The sequence below is a fragment of the Peribacillus simplex NBRC 15720 = DSM 1321 genome (genome assembly GCF_002243645.1).
Taxonomy (GTDB): Bacteria; Bacillota; Bacilli; order Bacillales; family DSM-1321; genus Peribacillus; species Peribacillus simplex.
The window spans coordinates 1521783-1540948 of the sequence record NZ_CP017704.1; the positions used below are offsets into that span (position 1 = coordinate 1521783).

At 43.3% G+C, this 19166-nt stretch carries 19 protein-coding genes and 2 pseudogenes; 4 read left to right on the top strand and 17 right to left on the bottom strand.

What is annotated here, in order from left to right; genetic code table 11:
* Positions 1 to 39: 39 nt before the first annotated feature.
* From BS1321_RS07195 to paaK, 13 genes and pseudogenes are all read right to left on the bottom strand, one after another.
* Entirely contained in the window at positions 40 to 816 is a 777-nt protein-coding gene (locus BS1321_RS07195) for an enoyl-CoA hydratase-related protein (protein WP_063232365.1), read from the bottom strand.
* A 67-nt stretch (positions 817 to 883) separates the two neighbouring features.
* Positions 884 to 2092: an acetyl-CoA C-acyltransferase gene (locus BS1321_RS07200; protein WP_063232366.1), complete on the bottom strand. Its 1209-nt coding sequence runs from the start codon at positions 2090 to 2092 to the stop codon at positions 884 to 886.
* Positions 2089 to 2961: a 3-hydroxyacyl-CoA dehydrogenase gene (locus BS1321_RS07205; RefSeq protein ID WP_063232367.1), complete on the bottom strand. Its 873-nt coding sequence runs from the start codon at positions 2959 to 2961 to the stop codon at positions 2089 to 2091. The genes BS1321_RS07200 and BS1321_RS07205 overlap by 4 nt, the downstream gene beginning before the upstream one ends.
* Positions 2962 to 3081: 120 nt before the next feature.
* The gene (locus BS1321_RS07210; RefSeq protein ID WP_063232368.1) at positions 3082 to 4599 is read right to left on the bottom strand and encodes an aldehyde dehydrogenase family protein; all 1518 of its coding nucleotides are present in this window, start codon (positions 4597 to 4599) and stop codon (positions 3082 to 3084) included.
* A gap of 23 nt (positions 4600 to 4622) precedes the next feature.
* Complete coding sequence (locus BS1321_RS07215; protein ID WP_063232369.1) at positions 4623 to 5396, bottom strand: enoyl-CoA hydratase-related protein; 774 nt, start codon at positions 5394 to 5396, stop codon at positions 4623 to 4625.
* A 10-nt stretch (positions 5397 to 5406) separates the two neighbouring features.
* A complete protein-coding gene (locus BS1321_RS07220) occupies positions 5407 to 6183 on the bottom strand; it encodes an enoyl-CoA hydratase/isomerase family protein (RefSeq protein ID WP_063232370.1) in 777 nt (258 codons plus the stop codon).
* Positions 6180 to 6485, bottom strand: coding sequence for an EthD family reductase (locus BS1321_RS07225; RefSeq protein WP_063232371.1), 306 nt, complete (start codon positions 6483 to 6485; stop codon positions 6180 to 6182). The genes BS1321_RS07220 and BS1321_RS07225 overlap by 4 nt, the downstream gene beginning before the upstream one ends.
* 20 nt (positions 6486 to 6505) lie before the next feature.
* Positions 6506 to 7003: a 1,2-phenylacetyl-CoA epoxidase subunit PaaD gene (paaD, locus tag BS1321_RS07230; RefSeq protein ID WP_063232372.1), complete on the bottom strand. Its 498-nt coding sequence runs from the start codon at positions 7001 to 7003 to the stop codon at positions 6506 to 6508.
* Positions 7004 to 7027: 24 nt separating this feature from the next.
* Positions 7028 to 7828: a 1,2-phenylacetyl-CoA epoxidase subunit PaaC gene (gene paaC, locus BS1321_RS07235; protein ID WP_063232373.1), complete on the bottom strand. Its 801-nt coding sequence runs from the start codon at positions 7826 to 7828 to the stop codon at positions 7028 to 7030.
* A complete protein-coding gene (gene paaB / locus BS1321_RS07240) occupies positions 7818 to 8177 on the bottom strand; it encodes a 1,2-phenylacetyl-CoA epoxidase subunit PaaB (protein WP_063232374.1) in 360 nt (119 codons plus the stop codon). The genes paaC and paaB overlap by 11 nt, the downstream gene beginning before the upstream one ends.
* Before the next feature lie 18 nt (positions 8178 to 8195).
* The gene (paaA, locus tag BS1321_RS07245; protein WP_063232375.1) at positions 8196 to 9152 is read right to left on the bottom strand and encodes a 1,2-phenylacetyl-CoA epoxidase subunit PaaA; all 957 of its coding nucleotides are present in this window, start codon (positions 9150 to 9152) and stop codon (positions 8196 to 8198) included.
* Positions 9153 to 9281: 129 nt separating this feature from the next.
* Positions 9282 to 9511: pseudogene (locus tag BS1321_RS07250) on the bottom strand (ferredoxin).
* Positions 9512 to 9729: 218 nt separating this feature from the next.
* Positions 9730 to 11058, bottom strand: a complete 1329-nt coding sequence (gene paaK, locus BS1321_RS07255) for a phenylacetate--CoA ligase PaaK (protein ID WP_063232376.1) — start codon at positions 11056 to 11058, stop codon at positions 9730 to 9732.
* Positions 11059 to 11322: 264 nt separating this feature from the next.
* Between paaK and BS1321_RS07260 the strand changes: the two genes are divergently transcribed.
* The 4 genes and pseudogenes from BS1321_RS07260 (at position 11323) to BS1321_RS07270 (ending at position 13690) form a co-directional block, all read left to right on the top strand.
* Positions 11323 to 11502 (top strand): DUF485 domain-containing protein, encoded by a 180-nt coding sequence (locus BS1321_RS07260; RefSeq protein WP_063232377.1) that lies wholly within the window; start codon positions 11323 to 11325, stop codon positions 11500 to 11502.
* Between the two features lie 9 nt (positions 11503 to 11511).
* Complete coding sequence (locus BS1321_RS28720) at positions 11512 to 11676, top strand: DUF485 domain-containing protein (RefSeq protein WP_155726448.1); 165 nt, start codon at positions 11512 to 11514, stop codon at positions 11674 to 11676.
* A gap of 24 nt (positions 11677 to 11700) precedes the next feature.
* Positions 11701 to 13228, top strand: a pseudogene (locus BS1321_RS07265) (solute symporter family protein).
* Between the two features lie 15 nt (positions 13229 to 13243).
* The gene (locus tag BS1321_RS07270; protein ID WP_063232378.1) at positions 13244 to 13690 is read left to right on the top strand and encodes a PaaI family thioesterase; all 447 of its coding nucleotides are present in this window, start codon (positions 13244 to 13246) and stop codon (positions 13688 to 13690) included.
* Between the two features lie 165 nt (positions 13691 to 13855).
* Here BS1321_RS07270 and BS1321_RS07275 read toward each other — a convergent pair whose 3' ends face one another.
* The 4 genes from BS1321_RS07275 to BS1321_RS07290 form a co-directional block, all read right to left on the bottom strand.
* Positions 13856 to 15235, bottom strand: a complete 1380-nt coding sequence (locus BS1321_RS07275) for an allantoinase (protein WP_063232379.1) — start codon at positions 15233 to 15235, stop codon at positions 13856 to 13858.
* A 30-nt stretch (positions 15236 to 15265) separates the two neighbouring features.
* Positions 15266 to 16528, bottom strand: coding sequence for a pyridoxal-phosphate-dependent aminotransferase family protein (locus BS1321_RS07280; RefSeq protein WP_063232380.1), 1263 nt, complete (start codon positions 16526 to 16528; stop codon positions 15266 to 15268).
* Positions 16529 to 16542: 14 nt separating this feature from the next.
* Complete coding sequence (allC, locus tag BS1321_RS07285; protein ID WP_063232381.1) at positions 16543 to 17790, bottom strand: allantoate deiminase; 1248 nt, start codon at positions 17788 to 17790, stop codon at positions 16543 to 16545.
* 210 nt (positions 17791 to 18000) lie between these two features.
* Positions 18001 to 19056 (bottom strand): Rieske 2Fe-2S domain-containing protein, encoded by a 1056-nt coding sequence (locus BS1321_RS07290; protein ID WP_063232382.1) that lies wholly within the window; start codon positions 19054 to 19056, stop codon positions 18001 to 18003.
* Between the last annotated feature and the right edge of the window lie 110 nt (positions 19057 to 19166).

Below are 19166 nucleotides of genomic sequence, written 5' to 3' on the forward strand. Positions count from 1 at the left end.
ATAATAATTATTATATCTTTTTAAAATGAAAGCGCAATATTATTCACCAGTAAATCGTGCTTTTCTCCGTTCACTAAATGCTAGGAGCGCTTCCAATCTGTCTTGAGTCGGGATGGTCAATTCATAGGCTTTTCCTTCTATGGCCATTCCGGTTTGCAAGTCGGTATTCATTCCTTGGTCAATCGCATATTTGGCTTGTTTGACTGCAATCGGCCCATTTTTCATGATATTGGCTGTCAATTCTTCACAAGCTGACATAAGTTGATCCCTTGGCACGACCTTTAAAAGGATCCCTAATTGACATGCCTCTTCTGCAGTCAATTTTTTAGCGGTGAAGATTAATTCCTTCGCTTTCATTTCCCCAATCAATCTTGGCAGCCGCTGTGTACCGCCTGCCCCAGGAATAATGGCCCAGCTAGTTTCAGTGAGCCCCAAAGAAACACCTTCCGCAGCAATTGCAAAGTCACATGAAAGCAGCCATTCAAATCCTCCCCCCAATGCATATCCATTGACGGCAGCTATGGTTGGCTGCGGAAGCCCTGCGATACTATTAAAAACATCGCGAATCGCTTTAACGTTCCTTCTTACTTCCGCATCATTCAAAGACTTCCTTTCTTTCAAATCCGCTCCTGCGCTGAATGCTTTTTCCCCTGCACCGGTGAAAATAACGACACGGATATCGCCGTCATAATAAACTGCATCGATGACTTCCTGCAGTTCACAAAGTGTCTCATAGTCGAAGCAGTTCAATACGTCGGGCCGATTCACTGTTACATAGCCGATTTGATTTATCACTTTATAAATAACCTTGGACATGAGTCTCCTCCCCTTTTTATAAAAATGACCCTTTTGCAGATAAAACTAATTAGGACCGGGCACATCATCAATCTTTTTCAATATTTTCTATAATGGCGGATATGCCTTGGCCAACGCCTACACACATCGTCGCAAGACCATAGCGTACTTTCCGCTTTTTCATTTCGTGGACAAGTGTTGTTAAAATACGCGCCCCGCTTGCACCAAGCGGATGCCCAAACGCTATTGCCCCGCCGTTGACATTCACTTTCTCCTGATCCAATTTCAATTGGCGGATGCACTCCAAGGATTGGGAAGCGAATGCTTCATTCAATTCCACTAGCCCGATGTCTTCAATCGTCAAACTCGCCCTCTCCAATGCTTTTATAGTGGCATGAACCGGACCAAGGCCCATAATGGACGGTTCTAAGCCCGCTACCGCCCCTACAACATATTTGGCAAGAGGTTTCAATCCAAGCTCCCGTGCCTTTTCTGCACTCATCAAAAGTAATGCCGAGGCTCCATCATTTACACCTGAAGCATTACCGGCCGTTACAGTGCCGCCTTTAAAGATCGGTTTGAGTTTTTCCAACTTATCGATGGTCGTGTCAGGACGAGGGTGTTCATCTTTATCGAAAATGACCTCATTCCCTTTACTGTCTGTATATCGAACAGGTACGATTTCATTAATGAAACGCTCATTTTCCACTGCGTTTTTCGCTCTTTGCTGGCTTTGATACGCGAATTGATCTTGGTCCTCCCTTGAAACGGAAAAACGCCGTGCGACGTTTTCAGCCGTTTGAGGCATGGAATCCGTGCCATACATTTCTTTAAGTTTCTCATTCGTGAAGCGCCATCCGATCGTTGTATCCTGAAGTTCCATTGAACCCCGCGGAAATTCACTCTCAGGTTTGGCCATGACGTACGGTGCCCTTGTCATGCTTTCAGTACCGCCTGCGATATAAATATCGCCTTCACCTACAGCAATGGAGCGTGCAGCATACATGACGGCATCCAGTCCGGATCCACACAAACGATTTATTGTCGTTCCAGCTACGTTTACCGGAAGACCAGCTAAAAGGGCGGACATCCGGGCAACATCACGATTATCCTCCCCTGCTTGATTTGCATTCCCGAATATGACATCTTCTATTTGATCCGGCGGCAACTCTGGATTGCGGTCGGTCAGCGCCTTGATTACAATTGCACCGAGGTCATCCGGGCGAACGCTTTTCAAAGCGCCTTTATATCTGCCGATTGGTGTTCTCACAGCATCGATAATCACAACATCCTTCATTTCCTCACCAGCTCGCCATCTTTTGTATAATCGTACACACCTTTACCTGACTTTCGGCCGAGCCTGCCAGCTTTAACATATTGTTCAAGGAGCGGGGCCGGGCGGTATTTCTCACCAAGTTTACTATGTAAATATTTTAAATTATTTAAACGGGCATCCAATCCCACCAAATCACCTAGCTCAAAAGGTCCCATTGGGTAATTCAGCCCTAACTTTATTGCCTTATCGATTTCTTCCGGTGTTCCTAAACCTTCTTGAAGCATATAGAACGCTTCATTACCTACCAAGCAGCTGATCCTGCTGGTTACAAACCCAGGGAATTCATTTATGACCACGGTTTCTTTTCCCATTTTTCCGGCTACCTCTTTTATTATGGCTGCCGTTTCATCGCTGGTTTCTAGACCACGTACAATTTCAACGAGTGGCATCTTTTGTACAGGATTGAAAAAATGCATGGCAATCGTTCTTTCGGGACGCTTTCCATAAGAACCAATTTCCGTAGGGCTCATCGTGGAAGTATTGGTTGCAAAGTAACAGTCTTCTTTTGCATGGACTTCAATCGTTTCGAAGACTGCCCTCTTAATTTCCGCCTTTTCCGGAACTGCCTCTATGATCAAGTCGGCATATGCTGCTGATTCTTTCAAATTGGAAGAATAGCAAAATCTGCTTTTTGCGGCTGCCGCTTCTTCCTGGGTGATTTTTTGGTAGCGCACACCCTTCTCAAAAATGGCATCGATTTCTTTTCTTGCACTTTCCAAAGCATCCTGATTCACGTCCACCAGTACTACCTTAAAGCCGCCTGTTGCTCCTACATAAGCTATTCCCCTGCCCATGACACCAGATCCGACAATCACTAAATTTCTAATCATTCATTTATTCCTCCTTCAAAAATAAATAGAGGCTGGCTACGATGAACCAGATCAGCATTCATCCATACCTGAATTACTTTTCCGACATACCGTTCAGCCAGCCGCCTATTTTATGTTTTATTAAATTCCAAAGGGATTTAAGGGACGGCTTCCATGATAGGAAATGATGCTTTTCGTTTCTGTATAAAGATCAAGTGTCTCAATACAAAGTTCCCGGCCGAACCCTGACTGTTTATACCCTCCGAAAGGTGTTCCAGGAAATGCGGAGAATGGGCAATTCACCATGACGATTCCCGCTTCTATTTGATTCGCCACTCTAGTCGCACGCCCGCCATCTTTTGTCCATAGGGCTGAACCCAAACCGAATTCCGTATCATTTGCGAGTCTCACGGCTTCTTTTTCATCTTTGAATTTCATTATGACAACAACCGGCCCGAATATTTCCTCTTTCACTACATCCATTTCATGATTGACATTCGCTATCACCGTCGGCTCATACCAATAACCGTTTTCGAAACCTTCAATTACCGCTGGCTTTCCTCCTGTCAGGATTTTCGCTCCGTCAGTAATGGCAGATTGTACATAATTGTCGATGACATCCAATTGCCCTTGATCTATGACTGCACCGACGTGTGTTTCTTTGTCGAGCGGATTGCCCAATTTCAATTTTTTCGTTTTTTCTACGAATCTAGCAACGAACTCATCATATATGTCTTCGTGAACGTATAAACGGGATCTAGCTTCGCAAGACTGCCCAGTATTGTAGAAAATGCCATATAATGATCCATCGATAGCTGCTTCAAGGTCCGCATCTTCGAAGACAATATTAGGGGACTTACCGCCAAGCTCCAATGTCACCCTTTTTAATGTCTGTGAGGCTTTGCCCATGAGATCCCTGCCGATTGGCGTAGAGCCCGTGAAGGCCACCTTATTCACTTTCGGATGCTCGACCAGGTAATTCCCTACGTCCGATCCAGGACCTGGAATGATATTGACCACGCCGGAAGGAACACCAGCTTCTAAACAGATTTCCCCTAATACAATGGCAGTCAGCGGCGTTAACGAAGCTGGCTTGACAATGACTGAACATCCAACTGCGATTGCAGGTGCAATTTTCCACGCTGCCATCATCATAGGGTAATTCCAAGGGATGATTTGAGCACAAACACCTACTGGCTCTTTTTCCGTATAGTTATGGAATTGACCAGGAACATTATTGACAGATCCGCGGTGTGCAACTAAAGCGCCTGCATAAAACTCGAAATCTTCAATTGCCTGCATGACTTGGCCTTGCGCTGCAGAAATGGATTTGCCGCTGTTCAGGACCTCCAATTCAACCAATTCATTAAAGCGTGAACGCATGATTGCAGCAATTTTATTCAATACACGAGACCGTTTATTAATCGGGGTCCTCTTCCATTTCCCGTTATCAAATGCTTCACGTGCAGCTTGAACAGCTTTTTCTGCATCTTCCTTGGTCGCCTTTGCAACCTTGGCAATGATTTCACCAGTCGCAGGATTGTACGCATCAATCGTAGAACCGTCAGAGCTTTCCACTCTTTCTCCATTAATGATCAGATGATAATAATCACGCTTCATTTCCGCTTTTTCAAATGCCGCCTCTTGTACTCTAACCATGTAATCCCACTCCCTTTTCTATATTACTTGCCTATGAATTGAGCTTTCCTTTTTTCAGTGAATGCTGCCACACCTTCTGCATAATCCTTCGTTAAGCCAGCAATTCGCTGACCCTCAGCTTCTTCTTTTAAGTATTCTTCCAATGAAAGGTGATAGGAAGCTTCTAAGTATCTTTTAATTAAACCGATTGCTTTCGTTGGTTTGTTTGCGATATTCTCTGCAAAGGCTTTCAATTGCTCGTTCCATTCTTCCACATCGATCACTTTTGTAGCGAGCCCGATATTTTTCGCTTCGGCTGCAGGAACCTTTTCCCCCAATAATGATAATTCCAAGGCCTTCGCATGACCAACGATCCGCGAAAGGTAATACAAATTCCCCGAATCAGGGATCAACCCGATATTGACAAAAGCATTTAAAAAACTGGCTTTTTCAGAAACAAGCCGGAAATCGCATGCCAGCGCTAGGCTGAAACCAGCCCCTGCAGCCACTCCATTGACTGCTGCAATGATCGGTTTTTCACAGTTTGCTATTTGCTGCATCATCGGACCGTAGTCGTCGCGAAGCATCTGGCCTAAATTCATGCCTTCATTAACATCCGATAAATCCTGCCCCGAACAAAAGGCCCTGCCTTCCCCTGTAATGATAATGGCCCGCACTTCATCTGACCCTGCGGATATTTTGATCGCTTTCTGTATTTCCTTATTCATTTGGGACGTAAAGGCATTAAGTTTATCAGGACGGTTCAAAGTAAGCCAAGCCACTCCATTTTCAACCCTATATTTGATCGTTTCGTACATAGAGCACCCCTTATTCGCCTGTGAAATTCGGCTCTCTTTTTTCAACAAATGCTTTCATTCCTTCTTTTTGGTCCTCTGATGCAAAAAGAATATAGAAGTTCTTCCTTTCAAATTGCATGCCCTCATATAAGGGGTAATCAACGGCTTTATTGACGGATTCTTTAATCAGTCTTACAGCTAACGCGGGTTGCTTTGCTATCTTTCTAGCAAAATCAACCGTTTCTTCCATTAACAATTCAGGTGCCACGATCTTATTAATGAAACCATATTGCAGAGCTGTCTTTGCCTTTATCCTTTCAGCCGTCAATATCCATTCAAGTGCCTTTGTCTTGCCTACCAATTTCGTCAACCTTTGGGTTCCTCCTGCACCAGGCATGACCCCTAATGTCACTTCCGGAAAGGAAAACTGGGTATCACTGGAAGCGATAAGGAAATCGCAGGATAAAGCAAGTTCAAAACCACCACCGAATACAAAACTTTTCACCGCACCAATCACAGGCTTCTTGACTAGGCTTATTCGGTCCCAATCGGCAAATTGGTTCGTTAACTCCATACTGATTGGATTGTCGTTCACCATCTCGTCAATATCAGCTCCAGCGGAAAATGCTTTTCCATTGCCCGATAGCAAGATCACCTTCACTTGTGGGTCCCGGTCGAATTCTTCCATGGTTGAAACTATTTCCCTAACCATTTTCCTGTTAAGGGCATTCAGTTGCTTCGGACGATTTAAAGAAATATAACCAATGCCCTCCGCAATTGACGTTTCAATGAATTGAAGCGCATTCATTTTATTTCTTCTCCGATCATCATCGTTACAAGTTTCCCGGCAAAGCCCATTAGGTCTTTCCCTGATGCTTTTCCTTCCGCGGAACGCATTCCTTGTTGCAATGCATCGTGGTCTTCATAATACATTTCACAAAGAATGTAATACTCAGAGTCTTTGCCCATTGGGGTCCCTACAATTTTAGTTACCTCCATTTTTTGAAGACCAGGAATTTTTTCCGTTATCGGACCATGTACATTGAAATAGTGCTCATCGAACTCTTCCTTGTTTTCAGGTTGTTTGTATAGGGCGATTAACTTTACCATTTTATAGAACCTCCATTTTATTAGATTATTTTTATCATCGGTTTCATTGCTTCGAACGGATTTTTGCATGCTTTACAATATAAAATGCTGCGGCAGGCCGTTGGACCGAAGATATTTTCCATCGTGACATATGTCGATTCACAATATGGGCAGTCCACATGCCATGATCCATCACTTTTCATTTGTCGAGGAGGAGGGGAGATTCCGAAAACCTTCAATCCAGCTTTCCCCTTTTCCGTAATTCGATCGGATGTCCAGGAAGGGGAACGTAAAAATTCCACACTTACATTTTTTATGGCAGGCAGCTGTCGAAGGGCTGTTTCCACATTTTTTTGAATGATCGACAATGCCGGGCACCCAAGAAAAGTTGGCAGCATTTTTACCGAAACGTCATGGCCCGAAACCGTCACGTCTTCAACCATCCCTAAATCCAGAATACTTACTGTATCGATTTCGGGATCTTTAACGTCTTCCAGGAGTTTATATATTTCTTCTGTGTTTAACTGTACGGCCGACATGGTACCCCTCCCCTTTCTATTGATTCACCATGAAGCTGCTTTATCGGCTGCGTACACTTCGCTTAACGTTTCTAGCGCCTTTTCCAAATCTTCCGTATGCTGCCCATTACGACCATCACCTCTTGCCATGCCTATTTCAATAGTTATTGCCAAGCCAACACTTTCAAAAATTGGGGTGATAGCCTCGATCCATTTTTTCTGTAAGTCAGCTTCGCCCTCTATCAAGCCGAGCTCAACCATTTCCTCTCCATATTGTCCCAGTGAAAATACGCCAGCAAAATCCGGCATTGTTTTCCCAATCGCCGCTTGCATTCTCGAAACCGCTTCCAAATGACCAGATCCCAGCAATTGGACGAACCATGTTTTCCAGTGCATCAAATGATAGTAAAGTTCCATTTGTACCTTTTGCGCCACTTCAGAAAGCGGTTCATATGAACATGAATGAAGGGATTGAACCTTAATCGCTTTGGCTTGGGTATAAAAATAATTCCGCACTACCGCAAACGCCCAATCATAATCCGGGTCTTTCATATAGTACCCAGGACCATTGACCAATTCGAGAATGATCGCATTGCGCCGTTCCTTGGCGGGACGGTCGTGAGCAAGCTTATCAGCATCGCCTTCACCGAGTTCATCCAGTAACTTATAATATATGGCTGCATGCCCCATCGTGTCTTGAGATATCGAAGCGGATGCAACATCTTCTTCAATATGCGGTGCGAGTCCAAGCCATTCTGCACCACGGTATGAATGGATGAAGTCATCGTCCGCCAGTTGAAGCAGCAATTCCTTGATTGCGATGTTCTTCAATGATTCATTCTTCATTTTTCACACCTCCAGCCCAAGACATTATCTCTTTTTCATCGAGCATTCCCTGCTCATACTTTCGCCATTTTTTCTTTAAATACCCGTACCCTTTTGTGGTCCTGTAATCTTTATTATCAATACGTTGAAGCGTTTTCTTTTCCTCGACCGTCATTTTCCGTATATTCTGTCTTTTGACGACCCAGATATCATCAACCGCTTCACGTCTCATGAAGTTTTCTTGTGCCATCATGATGGCAATATCCTCATTAGGGGCCAGCAAGCTAAAATGATATTGAACAGGTGAGGTTTGTGTTTTACGGCTAAATACTTCAAATTCTTCAAAGTAAGTTTTTTGTCTAGTTTCCATATAGTCCTTCCCCCTCTCTTAGATGACCTTCGGCGCTAACGCTTCGCGCACCCATTTATTATTTTCATAAGAAATTCTTCGAAGACTTAAGCGATCCTGTGAACGGGGCCCTTCATTCCTTGCGTATACCTTCAATTTCCCCCAATCAGGTTGTTGGTAAATCCAGGTTTCCGATTCTTTATCAAATCGAAGTGTTTCATCAGGAATGGTATAGCCGAGTGAAAGGATCCGCTTCACATATTTAGAAAAGAAGGCTTGGCGAAGCTCTTCATTCGTACTTGTTCTGATCCTGTATTTGATCGTTACATCCTGTTTGGATGAGCCCACTTCTTTCTTACTCGGAGGTCCAAAGAAGAGTAACAAGGATTCCCACCAATAATTGATGGAGTCTTGAACCAATTTCCTTTGTTCTTCCGTTCCTTCAGCCAAAGCCATGATGATCGCTTCACCATGCTGAGCGTGAAAAACTTCTTCCGCGCAAATCCTTTGTAGCGCACGGGCATAAGGTCCGTATGAAGCGCCAAGCATGTTCGTTTGGGAAATGATCGCTGCCCCATCAACCAACCAGCCAATCAATCCTGCATCTCCCCAAGTTTTTGCTTCCATATGGAAAACATTATGAAACTTTAAATCTCCTTTAAATAAATCTTGCATTAGGTCATCTCGTTTTTTGTTATAAGGCTTTAGCAAATCCTCTGCGACTCGAAGCAATAATTGTCCATGCCCCATTTCATCCTGCACCTTTGCCATGATTCCAAGTTTTCTATTTAAGGTCGGAGCTTTAGGTACCCATTCCTTTTCTGGAAGCGCCCCCATGATTTCACTTATGCCATGCATTGAAATTAATTTGATGAGGGTGCCTCGGTAATCTTCCGGCATCCAATCATCCGCTTCTATCTTTTCTCCAGCCTCGATTCTGGCAATAAATTGATTTAGCTTTTCTTGTTCTGCCATATCATTTAAAAGAACGTTCATCCAAAACACCTCTTATTCGATAATATATAACGTTTATATAACGTTATTATATTTTATTGTTATATTAAATGCAAGACTATTCCGTCTTTTTACTAAATAAAAGGAAATTATCGGAATTGGACCAGTCTTTTATTCAACTAATATGTTAAACGGCGACGATTCCACCTTGATGGACTCTGTTGGGCAGCCTTCCAGTGCATCATCCAAGTCATCAAATAAATCTTCCTCGATTTCTGCGGTTCCTTCATTTTCATCCAGGATGACGAATGCGACTCCCCATCATTGTAATCAAAGATTTCCGGCGCAGCGGCACCGCAAGCAATGCAAGTTTCTTGATCCACAACTGTATATTTAGCCAAGATGCCCTCCTCCTTCTCTATTTTTATGATTGGTTCATCTTCTCTTCCATCAAGAGATAAACCCATAGTTAACCAAGACTGCATCCGCTTTATGTATCGCGTTTTCACACCACTCGTTCGATTTCCTTCAGCTCCGCGTATTTCAACCGGTACATAAGCAGGCAAATACTGAACGACAAAATCGTACTGTTTCCACGCTATGTTCATGAGCACGGAATTTATAAACTAATGACTTCATCCTTCCGTTTATCCACGACACGAATGGCTTTTCCTTCTGAACGCGGAATGCTTTTTGGAGTGTTAACAACAATATCCATCGTTACAAGACATGTGCATTTCATATGATGTTGAATCGTTTTCTTTAATTTCTCTACATTTATATGTGTTAAGTCTTCTTCAATCTCCCTGTAGAAACCGCTTTCAATTTCGATGTGTAGTTCAACACTATCCATTTTCCCCTTTTTAAGGAGGTGAATTTGGTAATGAGGTACAATTCCGTCCATTTGGAATAACACTCGCTCAATTTCAGATGGAAATACATTCACTCCCCTGACTATGATCATATCATCCGTTCTGCCTTTAACACGGGACATTCTTGTTGTGGTACGTCCGCAGGTACATGGTTCATGGGTAATCGAGGCAATATCGCCTGTACGATAACGAATGATTGGAAGCGCTTCCTTTGTAAGGCTTGTAAAGACAAGTTCACCATCCTCGCCGTCCTCAACCGGTTCAAGCGTATCCGGATTAATGACTTCAACAAGGAAATGGTCTTCTGCGATATGCAGTCCATCCTGTGCTTCATGGCATTCTATTGCAACCCCTGGCCCCATGATTTCACTTAATCCATAAATATCGACTGCTTTCAAATTCAGTTTCTTCTCTAGGGTAGCCCTCATTTCCTCTGACCACGGCTCAGCTCCGAAAATCCCATACTCAAGCCCATTATTGGCTGGGTCAATTCCCATCTCTTCCATCTTTTCTGCAATATTCAATATATAAGAAGGGGTGCCACAAATCCCACGCGGTTTAAAATCATTGATAATCGTAATCTGGCGATCGGTATTCCCCCCTGAAATTGGGACTGTTGCAACTCCTAGCTTTTCTGCACCGCAATGCAAACCTAGGCCCCCTGTAAACAGACCATATCCATATGCGTTATGGAAAATATCTGACTTGCGACCTCCTGCAGCTACAATTCCACGTGCGACGATTGTTGCCCAGTTTTCCAAATCATTTTTCGTATACCCGACAATTGTAGGCTTTCCGCTTGTTCCGGATGAACCATGAATACGTGTTACATCCTCCATTGGAACGGCGAATAAACCGAATGGATACTGATCACGAAGTGTTTGTTTTTTTGTAAATGGAAGCTTTATCACATCGTTCAGAGTTTGAATATCTTCTGGTTCCAGGCCCATCTCTCTAAACTTTTCTCTGTAATAAGGTACATTTTCATATACATGGCTTATCGTTTTTTTAAGGCGTGCCATTTGCAAACTTTCCATTTCAGCACGCGTAGCCGTTTCAACTTCCGGATTGTACATTGTTTCAGTCCCCCTCAATTTTACTATTGTCCCCTCATATATACATAACGGTAAAGAAACGGATATTAAATTATTGTTATGATTCATTTCAAGATTAATACGTCATTTGTACGTTGTCAATAATGTTTTTTTAATTCAGAAAAATGACCGAATAAACAAAATATCAATTTACTAAATTTTCAGACTATGTTAATTTTAACAATGATATATCATTTTATCAAACAATCGTTTTAAAAACGTACTACACTAAAAATGGGGCTTACTATGGAATCACCAGCTAAAACTGGGCATTCACCATCAGGTCATGACAAGGAAAATAAGTATCGACAATTAATTGAAACTGAAGAATTCAAGTATTTGCTTCAAAAGAAAAAAGCTTTCATCGTACCTGTCACCGTCTTCTTTCTTGCTTTTTATTTTGTTATGCCTATTTTAGCTGCTTAAAGCGAATTATTGAAAGGTGAAGCCTTTTTCAATATTACTTGGGCTTGGGTATATGCACTTCTCCAATTCGCTGTCGTATGGTTAGGGGGAATTGTATATATCAAAAAAGCAGCGAAGTACGACAAGATAGCTAAAAACATATTGAATAAATATGAGAAGGAGCTTGGCGAATGAGCATTTTATCCCTCACGCTTTTTTTTGGGCATTATTTTGTTAACGCTTACAATAACCTATTACTCTTCTAAGAAAACTAAAAATTCCAGTGATTTTTATACTGCCGGGGGCGGATTGACAGCATGGCAAAATGGATTGGCCGTAGCCGGTGACTTTATGTCAGCCGCTTCTTTCCTGGGAATTACAGGTGCAATCGCATTGATTGGTTTTGATGGCTTTTACATGAGCATCGGGAACCTTGTTGCCTTTCTTGTCTTATTGTATCTTGTATCGGAACCACTTCGCAATTTAGGTAAGTTTACGCTGGCAGACATGATTTCAGCACGCTTCAAATCAAAAAAAGTGCGAGGGATAGCTGCGGCTAACACACTTGTCATTTCAATCTTTTAAATGATTGCACAATTGTTGGTGCAGGAGGATTAATTAAACTGTTGCTCGGCATCGATTATTGGCTATCCGTTCTTCTTGTCGGTGTACTGATGACGATTTATGTAATTTTCGGTGGGATGAGAGCGACAAGCTGAGTGCAAATCACCAAAGCTGTTCTCTTATTAGGCGGTTCCGCTGTGTTGACGTTCATCGTATTCTCCCGTTTTAATTTTAACATTTCAGAGATGTTCCATCATGCCCAAACTGCAACACCACTCGGAAAGGATTTTTTGAATCCTGGAAATAAATACACAGATGGACTTGACATGATTTCATTTAATATGTCGCTTGTCCTTGGAGCGGCGGGCCTTCCGCATTTACTCGTCCACTTCTTTACAGTAAAGGACGCAGCTACCGCAAGGAAATCCGTCGTATATTCCACATGGTTTATTGGGGTATTTTTCATCATGACGATTTTCCTTGGTTTCGGCGCTGCATCTTTCGTCGGTTTTGAGCGGATCGTCGAAGCAAACTCTGCTGGAAACATAGCCGCACCCCTTCTTGCATTAACCATGGGCGGTGAATTTTTATTCGCATTCGTTTCAGCTGTGGCATTTGCCACGATTTTAGCGGTTGTATCCGGTCTTGTTTTAACGTCGGCATCCGCTTTTACACATGATATATACGGTGAAATCATCAAGGAAGGAAATATTACGGAAAAACAGCAGATACTCGTTGCCCGAATGGCTTCGATCGGCGTAGCGGTCATTTCGATTTTACTTGCTTTATTTGCTCAATCAATGAATGTCGCTTTTCTTTCAGTCCTTGCGCTTGGAATGGAATTGCTGCCAGTGCCAATTTACCGATCATCCTTTGCACAATATATTGGAAACGCTTCAACGCAACCGGAGCGATCACAGAAATGTTATTCGGGTTACTCAGCTCCATCATACTGGTCATGCTCAGTCCTAATGTATGGAATCCGGAACCTGGAATGGGGATTTTCACAGGCAATCCCCTCTTCACGATGAGCAACCCGACCATTTTCACCGTACCGCTTGGCTTCATTGGAGCCTATTTAGGTACCATCTTGTCAAAGGCAAAAGATGGGGAAAACAATTTTCCTGAAGTACTGTTCAAATCTAACACCGGATATGGGATAAGTTCAGCAAAAGACCATTAAAGAAGGGGGATTTCCATGACCACACATTTAGATCAGGATATTCACGAATTGCATTACGACCAAATCAAACAAGTACTGGTAGACGAACCATATGCTTCTTTTCTCGGGATGAGGTTGACGAAACTTGGTCCCGGCACAGCGGAAGCAGAATTGATTCCAAGTGACCACATGCTTAATGCACACGGAACGGTTCACGGTGCCATTATTTTTTCGCTTGCTGATTACGTGTTCGCAGCAGCCAGCAATTCATATGGCAGAATAGCGGTTGGCGTTTCAAACAACATAAACTTCTTATCAGCTGGTAAACGGGGTGAGACATTAACTGCTAGAGCGAAAGAGATAAAGAAAAACCATAAACTGGCATGGTATAAAATAGATGTGTTAAATGAAAGGGAATTGATTGCATCCATGGAAGCGATGGTATTCAGGAAAAATCAATATTTCGTCGACCAAGTTGAATAAGTAACGTTTGAAACCGGACAAGCAATCCACTTGTCCGGTTTCTTTTCCCATTGTTTTGCCCATGATACATACGCAGAACTGATAAAAGGGGGGATTCCCGATTTGGAATCCCCCACCCTTTTAATGAATTAAATTACCCCGAAACTTATTTGCAAAGTCTTCTTCCTAGTTATTGGCCGCAATACTGGAATCTATTACTTTTAACCACTCCCCACGCTCCCTTTCACTTATTACATCAGTCTGATAAACTATTTTCCCTCTATTAATGGTAGCCGTGATTTGGCAAGGAAAGGTATGGCCCATATAAACGCTTTGCTTATGTTTCGCGAAAAAATTCGTTTCCGAAGCTTCATGCGTACCATTAAGGGAAACGATTGCAAGGTCTGCATCCTTCCCTTCCTTAATTTGTCCTTTTCTAGAAGAGAGACCGAATCTTTCAGCCGGGGCTGAAGCTGTCCACTCAGCGACTTTATGAAGCGGGATACCGTGTAAAACAGCCAATTCTATCATCGACATCAATGAAAATTGCCCCCCGCTTATTCCGCCCCACGCTTCAAAAATATTATGTATGGCAGGATCTTTCAGCTCATAAGGGCATGGTGAGTGGTCGGAAGAAATCATATCGAATTTCCCTTCCATTAAACAGGCAATCAATTTTTCTTGTTCTTCTCTTTCCCTTAGTGGGGGAGCACATTTTGCAACCGCGCCTTTTTCTATTAAATCATCCTGATTGAATAATAAATAATGCGGACACGTCTCAACCGTCACATCCAGCCCCTTTTGTTTGGCCGATTCAATTTTTTCGATGGCCAAGACACTGCTAATATGGACAAAGTGCAGCGGACATCCTGTTAACTCTGCATATGTAATGGCACGTCCCACAGCCTCAGCTTCCGCTTGCACAGGTCTTGTAGCTGCATAATCATTCGCACTGAATAGTCCATTCTTCTCTTTTTCCTGCTTAAACCACTGAGTGATCGGATCACTTTCCGCATGAAGGGCCAAGACCTTGCCCAATTCTGCAATTTTCTTCATTCCGTGTAAAAGGGTGAAATCATCCGCTCGTTCAAACTCCTCATTTCCCGTCGCTGAGAGAAAAGCTTTAAATCCAATGACTCCGGATTTGGCGAGATCCTCTAAATCATCGATATTTCCCGGGACCAGTCCTCCCCATAATCCAAAGTCTATAACCGACTTCATCTCACCGATCTCGCCCTTTTCAAGGAGAGCCTTTCGATCGATGGTTGAAGGGATTCCATTCAATGGCATATCGAAATATGTGGTGCAACCTCCCGCTGCCATCATTTGCGATCCTGATTCAAAGCCTTCCCAATGAGCGCGGCCAGGTTCGCTAAAATGTACATGGACATCAATCATACCAGGAAAGATATGCTGGCCACCCGCTTCATACTCTACATTCGCATTACCATCCAGACGTTCCCCAATCTTAACAATCACCCCATCTTGGATGGCAAGATCAGCTTTCTTCACTTCATCAGGAAAAACTACATATCCATTGCGGATAATAAGATCATATATTGACATACGGACCACTCCTCCAAAATAGTTTTTTAATCAAAAAGATCCCCTTGGTGCAACCACTTTCTCCGTCTTTCCCATATACACATCCAGTGCAGCCTGCAAAGCCTCTCCCCGATTAACTTGGAACCCCTGGCGCAAAAGGACAGCTTCCAAGGAGGCCAATACAAAGAGGATGTTTTCTTTCCTACAACTGAATCCCATGGTCCCAATTCTCCAGATTTTTCCGTGAAGTGGACCAAACGAGGACGCAATCTCGATACTGAATTCATTCAACAGCATCGCTCTTACAGCTTCACCGTCGATTCCTTTTGGAATTTCGATGCAAGTTACACACGGAAGTTTGTTTTTCCCATCCCCGAATAACTTTAGTCCCATCGCCTTGATCCCTTCAACGAGAGCAGCTTCGTGGAGTTCATGACGGGCAAAGCGCGTTTCCAGACCTTCTTCAAGCACAAGGCGCAATCCTTCACGTAACGCATAAATCATGGAAGTCGCTTCTGTATGGTGATTCAAGCGGCGCGGTCCCCAATAATCCTGCAGCATGCTTAAATCGAAATAATTACTGGTGATCGGACGGCGGTCCGAAACCCTTTGGTTGTCTTCATCCGTTGCAATACCACGTTCCACTTTTTTGCGGGACTGGATGATTTCTTCTATTCGCTCATTATACGTAATAGGTGCCATACCTGAAGGAACGGACAAGCATTTTTGTGTCCCGCCTATCAATCCATCAATACACCATTCATCCACCTTAACATCGGTGCCCCCGATGGAGGCAACCGCATCCACCACAAGCAGGACACCTAATTCACGGCAGGCCAACCCGATTTCCTTCAAAGGCTGCATACAACCAGTGGAAGTTTCCCCATGGACGATTGCTGTTATTTTAGGGGAGACTTTCTTGATTTCCGCGATGACAGCTTGCGGTTCGAACACCTCTCCCCAAGGACATTCTATCGTATGGACTTCAGCTCCGTATCGCTCACAAATTTCCACCAACAAATGCCCGAACCTTCCGAATATGGGAACCAGAACCTTATCTCCCGGCTCAATGATGCTGCATAGAATCGCTTCATTACCCGACCTTGAGGTGCCATCTATCGGGAACGCCCATTTATTTTTCGTTTGAAAGACCAAACGCAGCATTTCCATCACTTCATTCATGATAGTAGTGAAAGCAGGATCGAATTGCCCTAATATCGGTGTGCTCATCGCCCTTAAAACACGCGGGTCCACTTCGACCGGGCCTGGTGTCATGATCGTTCTCATCGGTGCATTCAATTCTGAATATGCCATTTTACCCAACTCCTTTAATAGGCTAATTTATATAGTATTTCACTTAAAACGTCGATTCCCTTTTCCATATCCCCAACACTCGTAAATTCCTTAGGAGAATGGCTGATCCCACCCTCACTTGGAACGAACAGCAGGCAAGTCGGACAAAACGAACCGAACACCTGTGCATCATGCCCGGCTCCGCTGACCATATCTTGGTAAGGTATATTTTTATCTTTAGCTATCTTTCGGACAAGGCGATTCATTTCCCGATCCATCGCAACAGGTTTGACATCCATCCATTGTGAAACCTCCAGCTTCATTTCAGCTTCTTTTGCCAAGGAATCGAAAGTCGAAAAGATTTCCTTACAAAACCCTTCAAGAACAACTTCCTCGTGGTGCCTGATATCGAGACTGAACTCCACTTCACCAGCAATGACATTCGGAACATTAGGTTTAACATCCATTCTGCCAACCGTCGCAACTAAATCCAGGTCCATACCCTTCGCTTTTTTCGTTAAAAAAGAGATGAATTCCGAAGCAAGACCTACTGCATCCTTCCTAAATGACATGGGAGTGGTGCCCGCATGATTACTCTCACCAATGATTTTCACCGTATAACGGCGCTGCCCGACAATATGGCTGACGACCCCAATTGAATTCTCATTCTTTTCAAGTATCATTCCCTGTTCTATATGAATTTCGACGAACCGGTCAATATCATCGCGGACCGGGGTTATATAGGCTTCAGGTTCAAACCCTGATTTTTTCATGGCTTCCAAAAAAGGAATTCCTTCTGTATCTTTTAAATCCCTGACATGCTCAAGACCATAGACTCCTTTAATATTCCTCGACCCCCAAAACGTTAAGGGAAATCTGCTTCCTTCCTCCTCACAAAAGGAAACGACTTCAATCGTCTTTCGCGGCGCCCCATAGGCTTTATACAACCTCTTAACTGCGAGGAAACTGGCGATGACCCCATATGCGCCGTCATATTTCCCTCCATCCTTGACCGTGTCTATATGAGAACCGGTTAGAATGGTTCCACCGGAGGGATCTGTTCCCTCTAGCCTGCCAAACAAGTTGCCTACACTATCAAAATATGTAATAAGGTTTTCTTTTTCCATCTCAGCTTTCATTGCCTGCTGAGCGCTCATCCATTCCCTGGAATATAATAACCGGGTCACCCCATTACTCTCCGTTGCCCCGAAAGATGCTAACCATTCAATCATCGACGCAACATCATCCTTTTCATCTATGAATTTTTCGATTTGAATGCCCATCACATCGCTTCCCTTCTCAATATTCATTCATGTTATGAATATTCACAAATTTATGTTATCTATTATTTTACTTGCTTTCGCATCTAACTTCATTGACAATTTTGTTAGTATTCCGGTGTTTTTTTGTGCAAAATAACCAATTGAAAGCAAAGCGAAACAAACCAATAAAAGAAGAGAGAGTGCCCATTTAACAGGGACACCCTCTTTTTGTCAACTTGTATAATTCGAACCTAAGCCCAATTCCCTCAATAGCTGACGATAAGCGATCGACGTCTTATCTGCCGCGATATGTGCTTCCGCTTGCAAATCGAGAGGCAGCTCCTCCGGCTTTTGATTTTCCACCATTTCCTTATCTTCATTGAAAATCTGCAAGTTGAATTCATAGGTATCTTCAATCGGGGCATCTAAATCAAAGTTACGGGCCATCGGCGAAAACATTCTTGTCTTTCGTGCAGAAACTGGACTGGCACAGTTCAGGATATGAAGTTTTCCACCCTCCGGGAAATGGACAGTAAGCCTGGCCGCAAGCGGCGGATAGATATCAAAAACACGCAGCCACTCAAAGTTGGCAGGTTCTAAATGGCGCATACCCTTTCCGTAATTACTGACGGAACTTAAGTATTCCACATGCAGGCCATACTCCGTTTTTTCCACCTTATAACTAGGAACGATAGGATTGTTGCGATCAGCGAAGCTTTCCGAATGAACCCAAGCAAAGTGCGACACATCCAAAAAACCTTCCATCTGCCGACCGGCTGAACCGGCAATGTCTATGGATGGCGGTAGGATGTTCAAATATTCCTCATCATCCCAGGCCGGTAACTTCGGAATATCCTCTTTATCGCTCGCAATCGATGTCCAAATCAAATCGTAGCGTTCTACCGTGGGATAAATATTAATGCAAAGACGCGGGGATATTTTAGCATTGGGATGCGCAGGTATCCCTGTACAATTCCCTTCAGGGCCATATCTAAAACCGTGATAAGGGCATACGATATCATCACCTTCCACCCACCCCATGCTTAATGGCACACCGCGATGCAGACAAAGGTCCCTTGCAACGATAATCTTCCCATTGGCCCGATAAAGGACAAGGTGTACATCCAGAAGTTTAATGCCTATCGGTTTTTCCGATACTTCCTCGACTGCAGCCACAGGAAACCAATATTGCGATAATACTTCCCAGTCTTCTTTGCTGAATGTGCATTCTTTTGGAAACGGCGTTACTCTTTTTTTCTTACTTGAAGCAACTGTGCCTTCGCTCATTTTATCGTCTCCCTTATCCTCACGTTAATTTTTTATAAATATTAACAAAATTCAGATAATATGTCACCAACAATGTTATAAAACCTAACATAAAAACACTTTTTATTTAT